We start from the raw sequence: 16,240 nt of genomic DNA, 5'->3' as shown, positions 1-16,240 counted from the left end.
GTACGTCTCCCGGGGTCAGGCGAAGAGGTTCTGCTGGTACGACCGCGACGTCGCGGCGAAGTCGTCGAAGATCGCGTGGCCGGCCGAGGACTCCTTGGCGGCGTCGTTGAGCAGGAACAGGTTCGACGCCTGGAAGAACTCCGAGACCGGCGCGACGTCGCCGTGCGTGGCGATGAACCGGTCGGTCTCCTGCTGGTTGCCGCGCAGCGCGACGAACAGTTGCAACTCGTCGTGCCGGTACGGCCGCATCTCCGCCAGCGTGCACACGTAGTCGTAGTAGGCGGCCGCGTTCTGGCTGCGCCGGCGGCTCTCGTAGCCCGCCATCGCCTCGTCGACCGGCACCTCGCCCCGCAGCCACCTGCCCAGGGCGGCGGCGACCAGCTCCGCGTCCCGGAACGCGTGCGTCATCCCGATCGCGGTGCACTGGTCCTTGAAGCACTCGGCGTCGCCGACGAGCACCCAGCCGGGCCCGTGCAGCGGCCGCAGGAAGCCGGCCTGGTCCAGCGTGCCGTAGATCCGCTCCTCCCGGGTCCCCTCGGTGCGGACCACCTCGCCGACCTCGGGGGCGACGAAGTCCAGCGCCCGCTGGAAGTTGCCGGCCACGTCGCGCCGGAACTCCCGCGACCACTCGCTCGGCCCCCACACCAGGACCATGTTCTGCTCGAAGTTCGTCGGCACCACCGCGCTCGCGAGCCGGCCGCGCCGGTGCAACTGGGCGGGGCCGAGATCGAAACCGGAGAAGTAGCTCCAGTAGGCGAACGTGCACTTCGGACGCTCGTCGTACTTCGGCAGGTCGAGGGTGCGGGCGACGAACGAGTTCCGCCCGTCGGCGCCGATCACGATCCGGGCCCGCTCCTCGACCGTCTGGCCGTCGGCCGTACGGCCCCGGATGCCGACGACCCGGTCGCCGTCGCGGATCAGCTCGCGTACGGCGAAGCCGGTGCGTACCTCGGCGCCGGCCTTGGCGGCCGCCTCGACGAGGATCTGGTCGAGCACCCGGCGCCGGATCGAGGCGTAGCTCTGCACCACGCCCGTGTCGTCGCCGTGCAGGTCCCGGAAGTATTCCCGCAGCAGGTCCACCGGCACCGAGCCGGTCAGCGGGATGCCGTCGTTGACCACCTTGATCGTGGTCTGCGCCGGGGTGACCGCGAGCACCTGGTCGAGGACCCCCCACCGGTTCAGGTACGACATCCCGTGCGGCCAGAGGAAGTGCGTCGAGATGACGTCGCTGGGGAACGTCGACCGGTCGACCACCAGCACTCGGTGTCCCTGCCGGGCGAGCAGCATCGCCGTGGAGGCGCCCGAGCAGCGGGCACCGATCACTATCGCGTCGTACATCCGTATCGGTCCTTCGTCGGCGGGGGTGCGGGCATGTCGTGCTGCCCGGGGGACGGCCGCGAGGAGCATAGCCCAGATCCACTGTGGAGCCAGTCAACGTCCGTTGTGGATCAATAACGGTGTGGGCACGGTGCCCGGACGAAGCCGGTCCCGACGCATTCGTCCGGGTCGGCGACGGCGGCCACGGTCACATCACCGACTGTTCGGGGAAGTCCCCGGCACCGGCCCGCCGGGGATACTGGCCGGGTGCTGATCGGACGGCGGGACGAGCGGGAACGGATCACCGCGCTGCTGGACCAGGCCCGTGGCGGGCGGAGCCGGGCCCTGGTGCTGCGCGGCGAGGCGGGCATCGGCAAGACCGAACTGCTGAGATACGCCGCCACCCGCGCCGACGGCATGACCGTCGTCTCGGCCGCCGGCATCGAGGCCGAGGCCGAGCTGGAATACTCCGGCCTGTTCGAGCTGTGCCGCCCGCTGCTGCGGCACCTGGCCGGCCTCACCGACTTCCAGGCGGCTGCCCTGCGGGGCGCGCTCGGCCTCGCCCCGGCCCCCGACAACGACCGGTTCGTCGTCGGCGCCGCCACCCTGGAACTGCTCGCCGCCGCCTCGGAGGAGCGGCCGCTGCTGGTCCGCGTCGACGACCTCCAGTGGCTCGACCAGGCGTCCGCGCAGGCCGTCCGGTTCGCGGCCCGCCGGCTCGCCGCCGACCGGGTCGCCTTCGTCGTCGCCGTACGCGACGGCGACGGGGCCGCCTTCGACACCGCCGGCTTCGAGGAACTGCGGCTCGGTGGCCTCGACGAGCCCGACGCCCGCGAACTGCTCACCCGCGCCGCCGGCCGGGACATCGCCGCCGGCACCGCGCGCCGGCTGCACTGGGAGACCGGCGGCAACCCGCTCGCCCTGGTCGAGCTGGTCGACCTGCTCCCGCCGGACCGGCTCGACACCGGCGCGCCGGGCGCCCCGGTCCCGGTCGGCGAACGCATCCGCGCCGCGTTCGCCAGCCGGGTCGCCACGCTGGACCCGGACGTCCGCCGGGCCGCGCTGGTGGTCGCCGCCGCCACCGACGACCGGATCGAGGTGGTCGGCAAGGCCCTCACCTGCGCCGGGCTCGGGATCGACGTGCTCGAACTGGCGGAGAGCGCCGGCCTGGTCGGCGTCACCGACGGCCGGGTCCGGTTCCGTCACCCGCTGATGCGCGCCGCCGTCTACGAGTCGGCCGCCGCCGCCGACCGGCGTACCGCCCACCACAGCCTCGCCCAGGCGACGGCCGCCGACACCGACCCGGAACGGCGCACCTGGCACCTGTCGCAGGCCGCCCTCGGCCCCGACGAGTCGGTCGCCGCCGCCCTGGCCGAGACCGCCGAACGCGCCCAGGCCCGTACCGGCCACGTGGCCGCCGCCGTCGCGCTCGAACGGGCCGCCCGGCTCACGCCCGACGAGGCCACCCGGGTACCCGTTCCCGCATACCGGCTGGGTCGGCTGATCATGGTTGGTGAACCGTTGGCCGGCGCGGCCGTGGGGGCCGGGCAGACGGTGGTGTACGCCAGGGTGTCGTCGGCTGGCCAGAAAGCCGACCTGGACCGGCAGGTCGCGCGGGTCGTCGTCTGGGCCACGGGACAGCGCCTCGCTGTGGATCGTGTGGTGACCGAGGTCGGTTCCGTACTGGACGGGCAGCGCAAGGAGTTCCTGGCGCTGTTGCGTGACCCGCGGGTGACGACGGTTGTGGTCGAGCACCGGGACCGGTTTGCCCGGTTCGGTGCCGAGTACGTGGAGGCTGCCCTGGCCGCGCAGGGGCGCCGGCTGCTGGTGGTCGATCCGGCCGGAGTCGATGACGACCTGGTCGGCGACGTCACCGAGATCCTGACATCGTTGTGCGCCCGCCTGTACGGTCGCCGTGCCGCGGCGGACCGCGCCCGCCGGGCCGTTGAAGTAGCCACCGGAGGCGACCCGGCGTGAGGACGGTTCAGGCGTACCGGTATGCCCTTGACCTTAATCCCGGGCAGGAGCGCGACGTGCTTGCGCACGCCGGGGCGGCGCGGGTGGCGTACAACTGGGCGCTCGCGCGGGTCAAGGCGGTTATGGACCAGCGCGCCGCGGAGCGTACCTACGGCGTGTCGGAGGAGTTGCTTACGCCGTCGCTGTCGTGGTCGCTTGCCGGGCTGCGCAAGGCGTGGAACGCTGCCAAGCCCGAGGTGGCGCCGTGGTGGGCGGAGGTGTCCAAGGAGGCGTTCAACACCGGCCTCGACGCCCTGGCCCGCGGGTTGAAGAACTGGGCCGGCTCCCGGTCGGGCAAGCGAGCCGGGCGGCCGGTGGGCTTTCCCCGGTTCGCGTCCCGTCGGCGTACCACACCGTCTGTGCGGTTCACCACGGGGGCGATCCGGGTCGAGGCCGATCGGATGCATGTGGTGCTGCCCCGGCTGGGCCGGTTGAAGCTGCACGAGTCTGCCCGCAAACTGGCCCGCCGCCTCGAGGCGGGCACGGCGCGGATCATGTCCGCGACCGTGCGTCGTGACGGCGGACGCTGGCACGTGTCGTTCACCGTCGAGGTCGAGCGCACCGCCCGCACTGCGGCCCGGCCGGGCACCGTGGTCGGCGTGGATGTCGGTATCAGGCACCTCGCGGTGCTGTCCACCGGGGAGCTGGTCGACAACCCGCGCCATCTCGCCGCTGTGCAGACCCGGCTGCGGCAGCTCGGCCGGGCGTTGTCCCGCAAGATTGGCCCGGACCGGCGCGCCGGCCGACGTGCGTCGAAGCGGTGGGAGCGTGCGGCAGGCCGGCTCGGCCGTGCACACGCCCGGGTGGCGAACCTGCGCCGCGACGGGCTGCACAAGCTCACCACCCGCGTCGCCGCCACTGTCGGCACGGTCGTGGTCGAGGACCTCAACGTCTCGGGCATGCTCGCCAACCGCAAGCTGGCCAGGCATGTCGCCGACGCTGGTTTCGCGGAGATCCGCCGCCAGTTGGCGTACAAGACCTTGTGGAACGGTGGCCGGCTGCTGATCGCCGACCGCTGGTATCCATCCTCGAAGACCTGCTCGGGCTGCGGCACGGTGAAAACCAAGCTGGCTCTGTCCGAGCGTGAGTACGTGTGTCAGGCGTGTGGTTTGGTCATCGACCGCGACCACAACGCCGCCGCGAATCTGGCCGCCCTGGCGGCTGAGTTCGACACTGCCGGGAGTGGCCCGGTGGCAGCACGTGGAGCCGACCAGAAGACCCGCGTACGCGGGCGGGTGGCGTCGAAGCGTGAACCCGGCACCGCGTCAGCGGGTCAGACCGGGACCGTCCCGCCGCAAGGCAGGACTACCGATCGTGAGCTCACTAAAGCTCACTGAGAGGTAACGGCTTCCACAACAACCTGCCGATGCGGGCCGAGGCGGAGTTCGCCCGCGGCCAGCTCGCCCTGGCCCTCGGCCGGATCCCGGCGGCCGTCGACCGCTTCACGGCGGTGGCCGCCGACCTGCACGCCGCCGGCTGGTACGACCGCGACGTCAGCCCGGAGCCCGAACTCGTGGAAATCCACGCCATGGGCGGTGACCTCGACCGGGCCCGCCGGGCGTACGACCGCTGGCTGGAGTACGGCGCCCGGCCCAGCCCGCGTTGGGGCGCCGCACTGTCGGCCCGCTGCGCCGGCCTGCTCGCCGACGAGGACGGCTACGAGGCGGAGTTCCGGCGGGCGCTGGCGCTGCACGAGACGCTGCCGGACGCGTACGCGCTGGCCCGGACCCGACTCAGCTTCGGCGAGCGGCTGCGTCGCGGCGGCCGCAAGCTGGCGGCCCGGGAGCAGCTCCGGCGGGCCCACGAGATCTTCGACCGGCTGGAGGCCGGGCCGTGGGCCGAACGGGCCCGGCGCGAGCTGCGCGCCACCGGCGAGAAGATCCGGCGGGCGACGGCCGGGGCCGGCGACCAGCTCACCCCACAGGAACTCCAGATCGCCCAGCAGGTGGCCGAGGGCCGCACCAACAAGGAGGTCGCCGCCGCGCTGTTCCTCAGCCCGAAGACCATCGAGTTCCACCTCGGCCGGGTGTTCCGCAAACTCGACATCGGCTCGCGCACCGAGCTGATCCGCCGGATGGCCGCCGACGCGACGCCCGGCTGAGGGCCGCCGGCCGGTGGGACCGCTACCCGCACCTGTTTAGGGTGTTCCCATGTCCGCCCCGCTGAGTTCCGCGAAGACCCAGGCCGCGCTGCGCGCGTCCGCACGGATCTCGCTGCAGATGTTGCTGGTCCTCCTGATGACGGGAGTGACCCTGTGGATCATGGCCCGGGCGTGGTCGGTGATCTGGCCGGTCGTCGTCGCCCTGCTCCTCACGACGCTGACCTGGCCCCTGGCCCGCTTCCTGCGCCGGCACGGCTGGCGCCCCGCCCTGGCCGCGTCCGCCGTGACGGTGCTCTTCCTCCTGGTCGCGGCCGGGACCGTGGTGCTGATCGTGGTGCCGGTGGCGTCGCAGTCCGCCGAACTGGTCGACGGGGTGGTCGCCGGCATCCAGCAGGTGCGTGAGTGGGCCGCCGGCCCGCCGCTGAACATCGGCGACGACCAGGTCACCCAGGCTTTCGACACCGCCATCGCCAGTGTCCAGGACAGCGTCGGCAGCATCATCACCGTCACCCTCACCGGCGTCGGCACCGTCGTCAACGGCGTGGTCACCACCGTGCTGGCGATCTTCCTCATGTTCTTCTTCCTCAAGGACGGCCCACGGTTCCTGCCGTGGCTGACCCGGCAGCTGCCCGGCCGGCTCGCCCTCGACGTTCCGGTGGTGGCCGCCCGGAGCTGGGACACCCTGGGCGCGTTCGTACGCTCCCAGGCGATCGTCGGGCTGCTGGACGCCGTGTTCATCGGCCTCGGCCTGTGGATCCTCGGCGTGCCGCTGGTGCTGCCGCTGGCGGTGCTGACCTTCGTTTCGGCGTTCGTACCGATCGTCGGCGCCCTGTTCGCCGGGTTCGTCGCGGTGCTCGTCACGCTGGTGTCGAACGGTCCGACGGACGCGCTGATCGTGCTGGCCATCATCATCGTGGTCCAGCAGCTCGAGGGGAACGTGTTCCAGCCGATCCTGCAGAGCCGTGGGCTCGGCCTGCACGCGGCGGTGGTCCTGCTGGCGGTGACCCTCGGGGGCAGCCTGGCGGGCATCGTCGGAAGCCTGCTCGCCGTGCCGGTCGCCGCGCTGATCGCGGTGCTGTGGAACTACGTGCGGGAACAGCTCGCCGACCCGTCGCCGGAGGCGGCCGACACCGCGCCGGAGAGCACCCCGCCCGACCCGGACGACACCGCCCCGGAGACCGGCCGGGCCGCACCGGAGACCGGGAAGGGCCTGCCGGCGGGGGAGACGGTCTGACCGGCCCGACCCGGCCCGGTCAGGGCCGGCGCTCGGCGGGTGCCGCCGGACCGTCCTGCGGCAGGTATCCGCTGGCCTGCAGCTCGAACAGTTCGCGGTAGAGCCCGTCGCGTCCGACCAGTTCGTCGTGGCTGCCCTGCTGCACGATCCGGCCGCGGCGCATCACGTAGATGCGGTCGGCGTGCCGGACGTTGGCCAGCCGGTGGGTGATCAACACGATCGTCCGCTCCGGATGCCGGCGCAGGTGCTGGAAGAGCGCGTGCTCGGCGCGCGCGTCGAGGGCGGCCGACGGCTCGTCGCAGATCAGCAGCCGGGCGTCGCGGTAGAGGCCGCGGGCGGCGACCAGCCGCTGCCACTGCCCGCCGGACAGGTCCTGACCGTTCTTGAACTCGCGGTCGAGCAGGGTGTCGTAGCCGTACGGCAGGTCGACGATCATGTCGTGTGCCGCCGTCGCCCGGGCGGCCGCCTCGACCGTCGGCCCGGGCTGGTCCGGGCGGCGGTCGTGCCGGCCGACGGTGATGTTCTGGGTGACGGTGAACGGGAACTTCCACCAGTCCTGGCTCAGGACGGCGACCTGCGAGCCGAGGCCGTGCCGGTCGAGCAGGGCGGTGTCGGTGCCGTCCCAGCGGATGACACCGCCGGTCGGCCGGTACAGCCCGGCGACGAGTTTCGCCAGGGTGGTCTTGCCGGAGCCGTTCTCGCCGACCAGCGCGACCACCTCGCCGCGGCGCAGGGTCAGGCTGACCCGGTCGACGGCGGGGGTGTCGGTCGCCGGGTAGTTCAGGCTCACCTCGTCGAGTTCGATGGTCTCGAAGGGCGGGACCGGCCGGCCGCCGGTCGCGCGGGTGTGCCGCCGCGCCCGGTCCAGGAAGTCGCGGAAGTCCTGGTAGTAGAGCGCGTCCTCGTACAGCGAGTTGGTCGAGGCCACGGCGGTACGCAGGCTGGCGAGCGCGGATTGCAGGGCGATCAGCGCGGTCGCGGCGGCGGCGAGGGCGATCACGTCGCCGAGGAGGAGCCCGGCGAGTACGGCGTACACGGCGAACAGCGCGACGCCGGAGACGACGGCGCCGCCCAGCCGGGTGGTGGTCTGCGACCGTACGAGGCGCATCTCCGCCGCGCTCTCGATCGCCATGATCCGCCGGTACTCGCCGAGCAGGAAGTCGCGCATCTGGTAGACGCGGACCTCGGCGGCGGTGTTCCGGTTGGCCATCAGGGTGGCGAGCATCCACATGCGACGGCGGCGGGTGATCCGGGCCAACATGTTCAGGTAGGTCCGGCGGGCGATCCGGACCGCGGTGACCGCCCCGGGGACGGCGGCGAGCAGCAGGCACGGCAGCAGCACCGGGTGGATGACCGTCACCGCGGCGGCGGTGGCCAGCACCCCGACGACACCGGTGACCAGGTTGACCGAGTCGTCGACGACGGCGGCGACCTCGGCCATTCCCCGGTCGCGGGCCCGGTCCATCTCCTCGGTGAATCCGGCGTCGTCGAAGGCCGCGAGTTCGACCGCGGTGGTGGCCGCGAACAGCCGCGACTCCACCTCGTAGTTGATCTGCGGCCGCAGTCGGCCCTGGGCCCAGCCGGCGGCGATCGTCATGCCGCCGCGGGCCATCACCGCCAGCGCCGCCACGACCAGCGCGGGTGCCGCCGCCCGTACCCGGTCCGGGGTGGGGCCGGACGCGAAGAGTTCCCGCAGCACGTTGCTGGTGGCCAGCAGCCCGAACGTGGTCATCACGCCGGCGGTGACGTTCAGGCCGATCGACGCCACCGTGTCCCGCCGGCTGGTCGCCCAGGCCAGGGCGAGCGCTTCGCGCAGCAGGTGCGGCAGCCGCCGGGCCACCGCCCAGAAGCTGGTGTGGGCGACCTTGGTCGTCTGCCGCAGCCAGGCCAGGTCCGCCAGTTCGGGCAGCGGCGTGCCGTCGGCCGGACCGTCCGGCGACGACCCGGCCGCGGGTTTCGCGTGGTCGTCGTCGCGGCCCGTCTTGTGGATTACCGCGGCCACGTGGCCTCCCGGGGTGTCTCGACCGGCGGTGGCCCGCCGGCCGGCCGTACGGACTGGGCGGACCGGAACAGGTCCGTCGGGTCGTATCTCGCCTTCACCTCGGCGAGACGGCCCAGGTTGCCGCCGTGGTAGGCCGTCGCCCAGCCGGCCAGGTCGGGGTCGGGGTAGTTGGGGTAGACCCCGCCGGAACCCCACGGCCGCACCGTGGACCACGAGCCGGTGACCCAGTCGTGCACCGCCCGCCGGGCCGGGTCGTCGGCGTCCGGACCCACGTCGGCGTTGTGTTCGAGCAGGAACAGCGCCTCCCGGTGCGGGAACGCGGTCGCGTCCGCCGGCACCCGCCGGTAGGCGCCCCGCCAGGGCACGAACTCCAGTTCCCGGTACTGGCCGGCCACCCGGTCGGCGGCGAGCCGGTCGAGCAGGCGCTCGATCGCCGTCCGGGGCAGCGGGGTGTCGAAGAACTCCGACCGCACCACCCGCCGGCCGGGCCGCCGGCCTGGCGCGAGCGGTGGCGGCCCCGCGTACGGCATGCCGGCGTACCAGTCGTGGACCGTCGCCTCCCGGCCGGTCAGGGCGGTCACCGTACGGCGGAGCGGGGCCGCCCCGATCCGGTCCTCGAACGGGCGCAGTACGGCTCCGGCCCGCTCCGGACCACCGAGCACCACGCCGAACAGCACCGTGAGCGGCGCCAACCCCGGCAGCCCGCCGGCGGCCACGACCAGTTCGGCGTTGACCGTGTCGTCCGCGACCGGCGCCCACCGCTGCCAGTTCTCGACCAGCGTCGCCGCGTGCTCGAAAGTCCAGGTCAGCGCGAACATCGTGGCGGCCGGGGCGGGCCGGGTCCGCAGCACCAGCGAGGTCACCGCACCGAACTGGCCGCCGCCGGCGCCGCGCAGCGCCCAGAACAGGTCCGGGTGCCGGTCGGCGTCGGCGCGCACCGTACGCCCGTCGGCGAGGACGACGTCGGCGGCGACGACGTGGTCGCAGGTCAGGCCGTACCGGCGGGAGAACGGGCCGAAGCCGCCGCCGAGAGCGGCGCCGACGATCCCGACGGTCGGGCACCAGCCGGCCGGCACCAGCCGTCCGGCGGCGGCGAGCCGGCCGGCGAGGTCGCCGATCCGGGTGCCCGGCCCGACCGTCACGGTGTCGCCGGACACCTCGACCGTGTCCATCCCGCCGAGGTCGACGAGCAGGCCGTCGGTGCTGCTGCGGTCGGCGAAACTGTGCCCGCCGCCGCGCAGCGCGAACGGCATGCCGTGGTCGCGGGCGAAGGCGACGGCCCGTACGACGTCCCGGCGCGACGCGCAGCGCAGCACCGCCCGGGGCACCTTCTCGACCAGGCCACGGATCGCCGGCCGGCGGGCGGCGTCGTGCCCGGGCGTACCGGGGAGCAGGAGCGTGCCGTCCAGGCCGGCGGCCAGCCGGTCCAGGGCGATCGGCCGGCTCAACGCACCGGCCGGGGGAGCGGGGGATCGGGCAGCAGCAGCGACGGCAGGGTGGCCTCGGGGTGCATCCGCAGCAACTGGTAGGCGATCCCGCCGGCACCGGCCAGCAGCCCGGGCCGGAACATGCCGTTGTTCATCGCCCAGCGCGGGCCGTGCTGCTCCAGGCTGCTCAGCACGTAGCCGTCCACGACCTGACGGGTCACCCCGGCCGGCGCCACCCCGGCGGCGACGGCGAGATCCAGCACCTCCCAGCTGCCGAGGTCGCCGTGGCACAGGGTGTGCGTGACGCCCATGCCGGCGGACCAGGCCGACGCCGCCGCCCGTTCGAGCATCCCGTGCCAGTACGGGTCGCCGGTGCCGAGGTCGGCGGCGACCACGCCCATACCGTCGCAGCCGTAGCACCAGTTCGCGGCGACACCGACCGGCTTGCGCGGGTCGCGCCAGCCACCCTCGCCGGGCAGGAAGAGCGCTTCCTGGTACGCGAACGCGGCCTCGGCCAGTTTGCCGAACCGGGCGTCGTCGGTGGCGGTGCCGAGCCGGGCGAGTGCCCAGCCGATGCCGGCCGAGCCGTGCGCGAAGCCGCCGATGCCGTCGGGGGAGCGCGGCCCGGCCCAGCGGGCCCCGTTCTCCCCGGTCCGGGCCGACGTCACGAGCCGGTCGCCGATCCCGATCGCCTCGCCGCGCCACCGTTCGTCGCCGGTCGCCTCGGCCAGCCGGAGCAGCGGCACCACGGCTCCGGCCATCCCGATCAGCAGGTCGGCGAACTCGTCCGCGGCCACCGACTCGGGCAGGTAACCGGCGATGTCGACGGCTCGGCGCAGGGCCTCGTCCGGCTCGACGGCGCCGGACCGGGCCAGCAGCAGCCAGCTCCAGATCCGCGACCCGTGGCCGACGTAGCCGCCGGCCGGGTCGGGGCGGGCGGTCGGGTGTTCCCGCCGCTCGGCGACGACCCGGTCGTCCATCGTGCGCAGCGTGTGCACGGTCCGGTCGAGCAGGTCGGCGCTCCCGGCCACCGGCTCGGCCCGGCCGCCGGCCACCTCGCTCTGGTGGGCGGCGAGCAACACGGCCACTCCGGGCAGGCCGCCGTAGATGTCCAGGGCGAGCGGCTGGATCGCGATCCCGGTCGGGCCGAGCGTCGGCGATATCCAGGCCACGGTGCCGTCCGGTGCCGATATGGCCCGGTCGATCACCGTCCGGACGATCGCCGCGGCCAGGGTACGGCGGCGCCGGTCGAGCGCGTTGCCCACCGGCGCGGACGGGCGCAGGTGGGCGACGTCTCGGGCGTCGACCTCGTCGCGGTAGGCGCTGACGACCGCGCACTCGATCACCTCCCGGTCCAGGGCGGCGTCCAGGTCGCGCCATCGGACCAGGGCCGATCCGACGAGGTCGCCGACCTCGTCGGTGGCGGTCCCGCCCGGCCCGGTCACCTGCCCCGCCCCGGCGACCACGCCGAAGAACGGCACGTCGCCGACGAGCAGGTCGCCGATCTCCGCCTGGATCGTCTCCGGTGCGGCCGGTGCGCCGGGGCTGTTGGCGGCGTGGCCGGCCAGCAGGTCGGCGGCCCGCCGGCGGGCCGCCGGCTCGTCGTGCAGCGCCGACGGGTGCCAGAGCATGGCGCCCAACTCGCCGTAGACGACGGTGTCCCGTACCACGATCCTGATCGGACAGTCGGCGAAACCGCTGAGCAATGGGGCCAGCCGGCCATGGTGGTCCAGGTCGGTGAGGCGGTGGTTCAGTTCGTCGAACCCGTCGACGACGGCGCGCCAGTGCTCGCGCAGTCTCGGCTCCGGGCCGGGGTGGTTCTTCGCAGGCGGCCGGGTGATCCGGGCGGTGCCGATCCGGGCCCGGTCCGTGCCGGCGTCCACGATGACCGGCACCTCGACCTCGGGCTGTTCGTCGGGCAGGGCGCCGGCCGCCGACATGTCGGCGCCCCGGAAGCCCAGCGCGACGCCCCGGCCGGGCAGCAGCCCGGTACGCAGGACGGAGGTGCGCAACAGTTCTATGGCCTGGTCCATCGCCTGCCCGTGTCCGGAGGGTCGGGCCGGCGACCGGGGCGTGAACAGGGTCTCGCAGTCCACCACGACCGGCACGGGTCCGGCGGCGATCAGGTTCTCCGCGTGCAGGTCGCTCGCGCCGAACAGCCGGGTCACCGCCAGCCAGTGGCCCAGGCCCCGGTAGAAGGCTCGGAACTCGCCGTCGTCGGCGCAGTACCGGTGTTCGACGTGGGCGGCCCAGCCGTAACCGTCGCGGAGCACGATCTCGGGCACCCGGATCCGGGTCCCGTCGGGTTCGTCGGGCAGCACCGCACGCAGGAAGCCGGCCAGCACCGCGTCGACCGCCAGCGACCGGGGCTTGTAGACCACCCGGGCGGTCGGGAGCCCGATCAGGGCGACCGTCTGGCCGCCGTTGTGGCTGTCGCCGGCGCCGAGGGCGGCGTCGGTCAGTTCCGGCTCGGAGCCGGTGAGCCGCCCGATGGCGGCCCGGTCGGCGACGAACCGCCGGGCGAGCGTCAACCCGGCCCGGCACTGGTTGTCGACCAGGGTGCCCAGCCGGGGCAGGAGCGTGGGGTAGCGGCCGGCCAGGACGTCGCGGAAGGACGGTTCGCAGGCCAGTTCGATCCACTCGTCCCACCGGCCGGCCGGGTCCGGGGCGGTGAGCCGTCCGGTGAGCCGGGCGGCGTGTAGTTCGAGCAGCAGCGCCCGGCCGACCCGGCCCAGCACCCGCTCGTGGAGCACATTGGCGACGACCTGGTGCAGGATGTCGCGCTCGTGTGCTCCGAGCGCACGGATGCCGGCCAGGTCGTCGGCGAGCCCGGTCAGTGCGGGACCGACGAGGCGGGCGACGACCCGGTCGAGGCCAGGGGCCGGGGCTGCCTTCACCGGGTCAGTAGCATTCGATCGGGTACGACCCGGTGCACGGGCCGCATCCGGTGTGCGTGGTGATCCCGCCGCCACCGCCGGTGGCGGTGATGTCGTATTCGGCGTACCTGCCGCTGTTGAACAGTGGTCCGGCCGGGTTCTCCCAGCCGTCGACCGGTGCGGTTCCGGTCAGCCAGCTTTCAATGATCTCGTCTGCCCGTTCCGGTGCCAAGGTGGACATCCGGCGACTCCCTTCGCATTGATCGGGAAATGAATGTTGCAAATGTGGCCTCTTGGTGACATTTGTAGATGTCAATGACTTGGGGTGTTGGTTTCGGTATCGCGCCATACGGCATACTGTCGGCCTATCCGGTCGACCCGGCCGGGCGACGTGCCGTTACGCGGCGTCCGTCGCCGGCCGGGGGCGGACGCCGGTGCGGCGCGGGTCGCTTCGGGGTGGCGAATGATCCGGCCGCGGTGTTGGTCGGATCTTCGGGATCAGTAGCAGTGGATCGGCATGCCGTTGCAGATCGATCCACTGCACCAGCCGCAACCGGTGACCGAGTTGCTGCCGCCGCTGCCGGTGGCGGTGATGTCGGCTTCGGCGTACTTTCCGCCGAGGAACAGCGGTCCGGCGGGGTTTTCCCACCCGCCCACCGGTTCGGTTCCCGTCAGCCAGCTTTCGATGATCTCGTCGGCGCGCTCTGGAGCCAAGGTCGACATTGGCCGACTCCCTTCAGGTGGGTCATGGAGGAATTGTTACGGCTGTAGCGTGGAGATCGCATTCGTCAATGTCAACATCTTCGGGTGCCGGTTTCGGCATTGCGCCACACGAGATATTGCAGACCTGTTCGGTCGGTCCCGGGTGATAGGGCGCAGGTCCACCGGGGCCCGACGTCGGGAATGGCCGTCAGTGGCAGTGGATCTGGATGCCGTTGCGGAGCGAGCAGGTCACCAGGTGAGGCCGTCGATGACGCCGCTGACGGTGCCGGCGGTGGTGGTGGCGGTGATGTCGGACTCGACGTACCTGCCGCCGAGGAACAAGGGTCCGGCGGGGCTGTCCCAGCCGTCGACCAGTTCGGTTCCGGTCAGCCAGCTTTTGATGATCTCGTCTGCGCGTTCCGGCGCCAAGGTCGACATTGGTCGACTCCCTTCGGTCGGATCAGATGGGAATTGCAGTGGGTGCGGATCGTGTGGTCCTGTCGGGAGCGACAGGCTGCGCGGTGCGGTGGTCAGCGGCAGTGGACCTGGAAGCCGTTGCAGATCGAGCCGGTGCACCAGCCGCAGCCGGTGATGCCGTCGGTGGCGCCGCCGCCGCTGCCGGTGGCGGTGATGTCGGCTTCGGCGTACTTCCCACCGAGAAACAGTGGTCCGGCCGGGTTGTCCCAGCCGTCGACGGGATCGATTCCCGTCAGCCAGCTTTTGATGATCTCGTCTGCGCGTTCCGGCGCCAAGGTCGACATTGGTCGACTCCCTTCGGTCGGATCGGATGGGAACTGCGGCGGGTGCGGATCGTGTGGTCCTGTCGGGAGCGACAGGCTGCGCGGTGCGGTGGTCAGCGGCAGTGGACCTGGAAGCCGTTGCAGATCGAGCCGGTGCACCAGCCGCAGCCGGTGATGCCGTCGGTGGCACCGCCGCCGCTGCCGGTGATGTCGGCTTCGGCCGCCTTCCTTGGTTGAATCACATAGGAATTGCAGCGTGCGGATTACATTCGTAACTGTCAACGCCTGAGGGTGTCGGTTCAGGTATCGCGCCACACGAGATATTGCCGCCCGATTCGGTCGCTCCCGGGGTGAGGCCGGCTTCCCGCATCCGCCGCGCGCCCGGCCGGGCGGGCACGGCGGACGGACGCGGGCCTGATCCGGCTTCCCAAGATATCCTGTCTGCCATTATATTGTGGCCCGTGGCAGACAAGGCGATGACGGAGCAGGCGTTCTTCATCCTCACGGCGCTGGTCGGCGAACCACGACACGGTTACGGCATCGTGAGCGAGGTCGCCGACCTCTCCGACCGGCGGGTCGACCTGCGGGTCGGCACCCTCTACGGCGTACTCGGGCGGCTCGTCGACGACGGGCTCGTCGAGCTGGACCGCGAAGAGCCCCACCAGGGGCGGCTGCGCCGCTACTACCGGATCACCGAGCGGGGCGGCGACGCGCTGGCCGCCGAGGCGGCCCGGCAGGCGGCGAACGCGCGGGCCGCCACCCGCCGGCTCCGGGCACACCGGCCGGCGGGCGCGGGTGGTGCGGCATGACCAGCCTGCTCGAAGAGCGCTACCGGCGGATGCTGCGCCTGCTGCCCGCCTCCTACCGGCGGGAATGGGAGGAGGACATGGTCGCGACCTTCATGGAAGGCGCGTACGCGAGCGACCCCGACGATCCCGAGGGCGTCGAGCTGGGCCGGCCCGGCCGCGCCGAGATCGCCAGCGTCGCGGCGCTCGCGCTGCGGCTGCGACTCGGCGGGGCGGATGCCGCGCCCCGCTCCTTCACCCTCGGCGAGGCCGTCCGGCGGGTGGCGCTCGTCGGCCTGCTCGCGCACGCCGTCGGCGCGCTGGTCGGTGCCGCCCTCGTCGTGTGGACCGCCTACCGGCTGCCCGGGCTTCCCGCCGACGCCCTGCCGGCCGCGCTCACCGACCGCTGGCAGGCCCTGTGGGGACTCACCGGCCTGCTGTGGATCCCGGCCTACCTGGCACTGGTGCACGGGCAACACCGCACCGCCCGGGTGCTGGCGCTGGTCGCACTCGCCCCGGTGCTGATCGGCACGGTGGTGGACGTGTCCGCCGACGGCGGCGCCTTCGCCCTGTCCCGGTCGTACTGGCTGCTCTTCGACGCGCTGCCGGTGCTGGCACTGGCCGCGTTCCACGGCGGCGCGCCACCGGTCCGGTCCCGCCCGTGGCTCGTCGCGCTGCCCGCCGGCACCGCGGTCGTCCTCGCCGTGTCGCTGGCCGTATGGTGGGCGGGCCGCCAGGAGGTCACCGCCGACTGGCCCGGGTTGTGGGCCGCCGGGGTGCTCGTCGCCACCGTCGTCCACGCCGCCCGCCGGCCGGCCGCGCCACACTGGACGCTCGCCCTCGGCATGCTCGCCGTGGCCGTACTCGGGCTGCGCGTGGTGACCCTCGTCGACCACCTGACGTTCGCCGTGGCCACCGCGGACCGTCCGGTGCTGCTGACCTTGAACGTCGCCCAGGCGGCGGCGATGCTCGTCGTCGCGGTGGCGCTCCTGGCGGTCTCGCGCCGCGCCATGCGCCGGCTCGCACCGGTCTGACACCCG

At 73.1% G+C, this 16,240-nt stretch carries 15 protein-coding genes and 1 pseudogene; 7 read left to right on the top strand and 9 right to left on the bottom strand.

Translation table 11 applies throughout. From position 1 onward, the window contains the following. Nucleotides 1-15 precede the first annotated feature (15 nt). Nucleotides 16-1,344 (bottom strand): NAD(P)/FAD-dependent oxidoreductase, encoded by a 1,329-nt coding sequence (locus tag QCD66_RS22345; RefSeq protein ID WP_375735693.1) that lies wholly within the window; start codon nt 1,342-1,344, stop codon nt 16-18. Nucleotides 1,345-1,584: 240 nt separating this feature from the next. On the opposite strand from QCD66_RS22345, the pseudogene QCD66_RS22340 reads away from it, so the two are divergent. From QCD66_RS22340 to QCD66_RS22320, 5 genes and pseudogenes are all read left to right on the top strand, one after another. Continuing rightward, nucleotides 1,585-2,046, top strand: a pseudogene (locus tag QCD66_RS22340) (ATP-binding protein); the annotation flags it as partial. 681 nt (nt 2,047-2,727) lie between these two features. After that, entirely contained in the window at nt 2,728-3,294 is a 567-nt protein-coding gene (locus tag QCD66_RS22335) for an IS607 family transposase (RefSeq protein ID WP_375735692.1), read from the top strand. Continuing rightward, the gene (tnpB, locus tag QCD66_RS22330; RefSeq protein WP_407566765.1) at nt 3,291-4,670 is read left to right on the top strand and encodes an IS607 family element RNA-guided endonuclease TnpB; all 1,380 of its coding nucleotides are present in this window, start codon (nt 3,291-3,293) and stop codon (nt 4,668-4,670) included. Before QCD66_RS22335 ends, tnpB begins: the two co-directional genes overlap by 4 nt. Before the next feature lie 29 nt (nt 4,671-4,699). Then, entirely contained in the window at nt 4,700-5,434 is a 735-nt protein-coding gene (locus QCD66_RS22325) for a LuxR C-terminal-related transcriptional regulator (RefSeq protein ID WP_375732713.1), read from the top strand. A 49-nt stretch (nt 5,435-5,483) separates the two neighbouring features. Continuing rightward, nucleotides 5,484-6,668: an AI-2E family transporter gene (locus tag QCD66_RS22320; protein ID WP_357539721.1), complete on the top strand. Its 1,185-nt coding sequence runs from the start codon at nt 5,484-5,486 to the stop codon at nt 6,666-6,668. Between the two features lie 19 nt (nt 6,669-6,687). On the opposite strand, the gene QCD66_RS22315 is transcribed toward QCD66_RS22320, so the two are convergent. The 8 genes from QCD66_RS22315 to QCD66_RS22280 all read right to left on the bottom strand — a co-directional run bounded on the left by QCD66_RS22315 (nt 6,688) and on the right by QCD66_RS22280 (nt 14,657). Beyond that, nucleotides 6,688-8,670 carry an ABC transporter ATP-binding protein gene (locus QCD66_RS22315; protein WP_375732714.1) on the bottom strand — a complete coding sequence of 661 codons (1,983 nt, stop codon included), beginning with the start codon at nt 8,668-8,670 and terminating at the stop codon, nt 6,688-6,690. Then, the gene (locus QCD66_RS22310; protein WP_375732715.1) at nt 8,658-10,118 is read right to left on the bottom strand and encodes an FAD-binding oxidoreductase; all 1,461 of its coding nucleotides are present in this window, start codon (nt 10,116-10,118) and stop codon (nt 8,658-8,660) included. The genes QCD66_RS22315 and QCD66_RS22310 overlap by 13 nt, the downstream gene beginning before the upstream one ends. Further along, a complete protein-coding gene (locus QCD66_RS22305) occupies nt 10,115-12,994 on the bottom strand; it encodes a type 2 lanthipeptide synthetase LanM family protein (RefSeq protein WP_375732716.1) in 2,880 nt (959 codons plus the stop codon). The genes QCD66_RS22310 and QCD66_RS22305 overlap by 4 nt, the downstream gene beginning before the upstream one ends. A 4-nt stretch (nt 12,995-12,998) precedes the next feature. Then, a complete protein-coding gene (locus tag QCD66_RS22300) occupies nt 12,999-13,214 on the bottom strand; it encodes a DUF6229 family protein (protein WP_212819812.1) in 216 nt (71 codons plus the stop codon). Between the two features lie 257 nt (nt 13,215-13,471). Then, nucleotides 13,472-13,696 carry a DUF6229 family protein gene (locus QCD66_RS22295; RefSeq protein WP_375732717.1) on the bottom strand — a complete coding sequence of 75 codons (225 nt, stop codon included), beginning with the start codon at nt 13,694-13,696 and terminating at the stop codon, nt 13,472-13,474. Between the two features lie 228 nt (nt 13,697-13,924). Further along, entirely contained in the window at nt 13,925-14,113 is a 189-nt protein-coding gene (locus QCD66_RS22290; protein ID WP_375732718.1) for a DUF6229 family protein, read from the bottom strand. Nucleotides 14,114-14,205: 92 nt separating this feature from the next. Beyond that, nucleotides 14,206-14,436, bottom strand: a complete 231-nt coding sequence (locus QCD66_RS22285; RefSeq protein WP_375732719.1) for a DUF6229 family protein — start codon at nt 14,434-14,436, stop codon at nt 14,206-14,208. 92 nt (nt 14,437-14,528) lie between these two features. After that, on the bottom strand, nt 14,529-14,657 hold the full coding sequence (locus QCD66_RS22280; protein WP_375732720.1) for a hypothetical protein: 129 nt from the start codon (nt 14,655-14,657) through the stop codon (nt 14,529-14,531). Between the two features lie 219 nt (nt 14,658-14,876). Between QCD66_RS22280 and QCD66_RS22275 the strand changes: the two genes are divergently transcribed. After that, nucleotides 14,877-15,224 (top strand): PadR family transcriptional regulator, encoded by a 348-nt coding sequence (locus QCD66_RS22275; protein ID WP_375732721.1) that lies wholly within the window; start codon nt 14,877-14,879, stop codon nt 15,222-15,224. Beyond that, nucleotides 15,221-16,234: a hypothetical protein gene (locus QCD66_RS22270; protein ID WP_375732722.1), complete on the top strand. Its 1,014-nt coding sequence runs from the start codon at nt 15,221-15,223 to the stop codon at nt 16,232-16,234. The genes QCD66_RS22275 and QCD66_RS22270 overlap by 4 nt, the downstream gene beginning before the upstream one ends. The last annotated feature ends 6 nt before the right edge of the window (nt 16,235-16,240 follow it).

The sequence above is a fragment of the Polymorphospora sp. A560 genome (assembly GCF_045781765.1).
In the GTDB taxonomy this organism is placed as follows: domain Bacteria; phylum Actinomycetota; class Actinomycetes; order Mycobacteriales; family Micromonosporaceae; genus Polymorphospora; species Polymorphospora lycopeni.
The sequence above is the reverse complement of the archived record's forward strand: the minus strand, read 5'-3'. Positions and strand labels throughout refer to the sequence as shown.

Coding starts and splice junctions, on each gene's coding strand:
- QCD66_RS22325 (WP_375732713.1), top strand. CDS start 4,700: ATGCGGGCCGAGGCGGAGTTCGCCCGCGGCCAGCTCGCCCTGGCCCTC.
- QCD66_RS22320 (WP_357539721.1), top strand. CDS start 5,484: ATGTCCGCCCCGCTGAGTTCCGCGAAGACCCAGGCCGCGCTGCGCGCG.
- QCD66_RS22300 (WP_212819812.1), bottom strand. CDS start 13,214: ATGTCCACCTTGGCACCGGAACGGGCAGACGAGATCATTGAAAGCTGG.
- QCD66_RS22295 (WP_375732717.1), bottom strand. CDS start 13,696: ATGTCGACCTTGGCTCCAGAGCGCGCCGACGAGATCATCGAAAGCTGG.
- QCD66_RS22290 (WP_375732718.1), bottom strand. CDS start 14,113: ATGTCGACCTTGGCGCCGGAACGCGCAGACGAGATCATCAAAAGCTGG.
- QCD66_RS22285 (WP_375732719.1), bottom strand. CDS start 14,436: ATGTCGACCTTGGCGCCGGAACGCGCAGACGAGATCATCAAAAGCTGG.
- QCD66_RS22270 (WP_375732722.1), top strand. CDS start 15,221: ATGACCAGCCTGCTCGAAGAGCGCTACCGGCGGATGCTGCGCCTGCTG.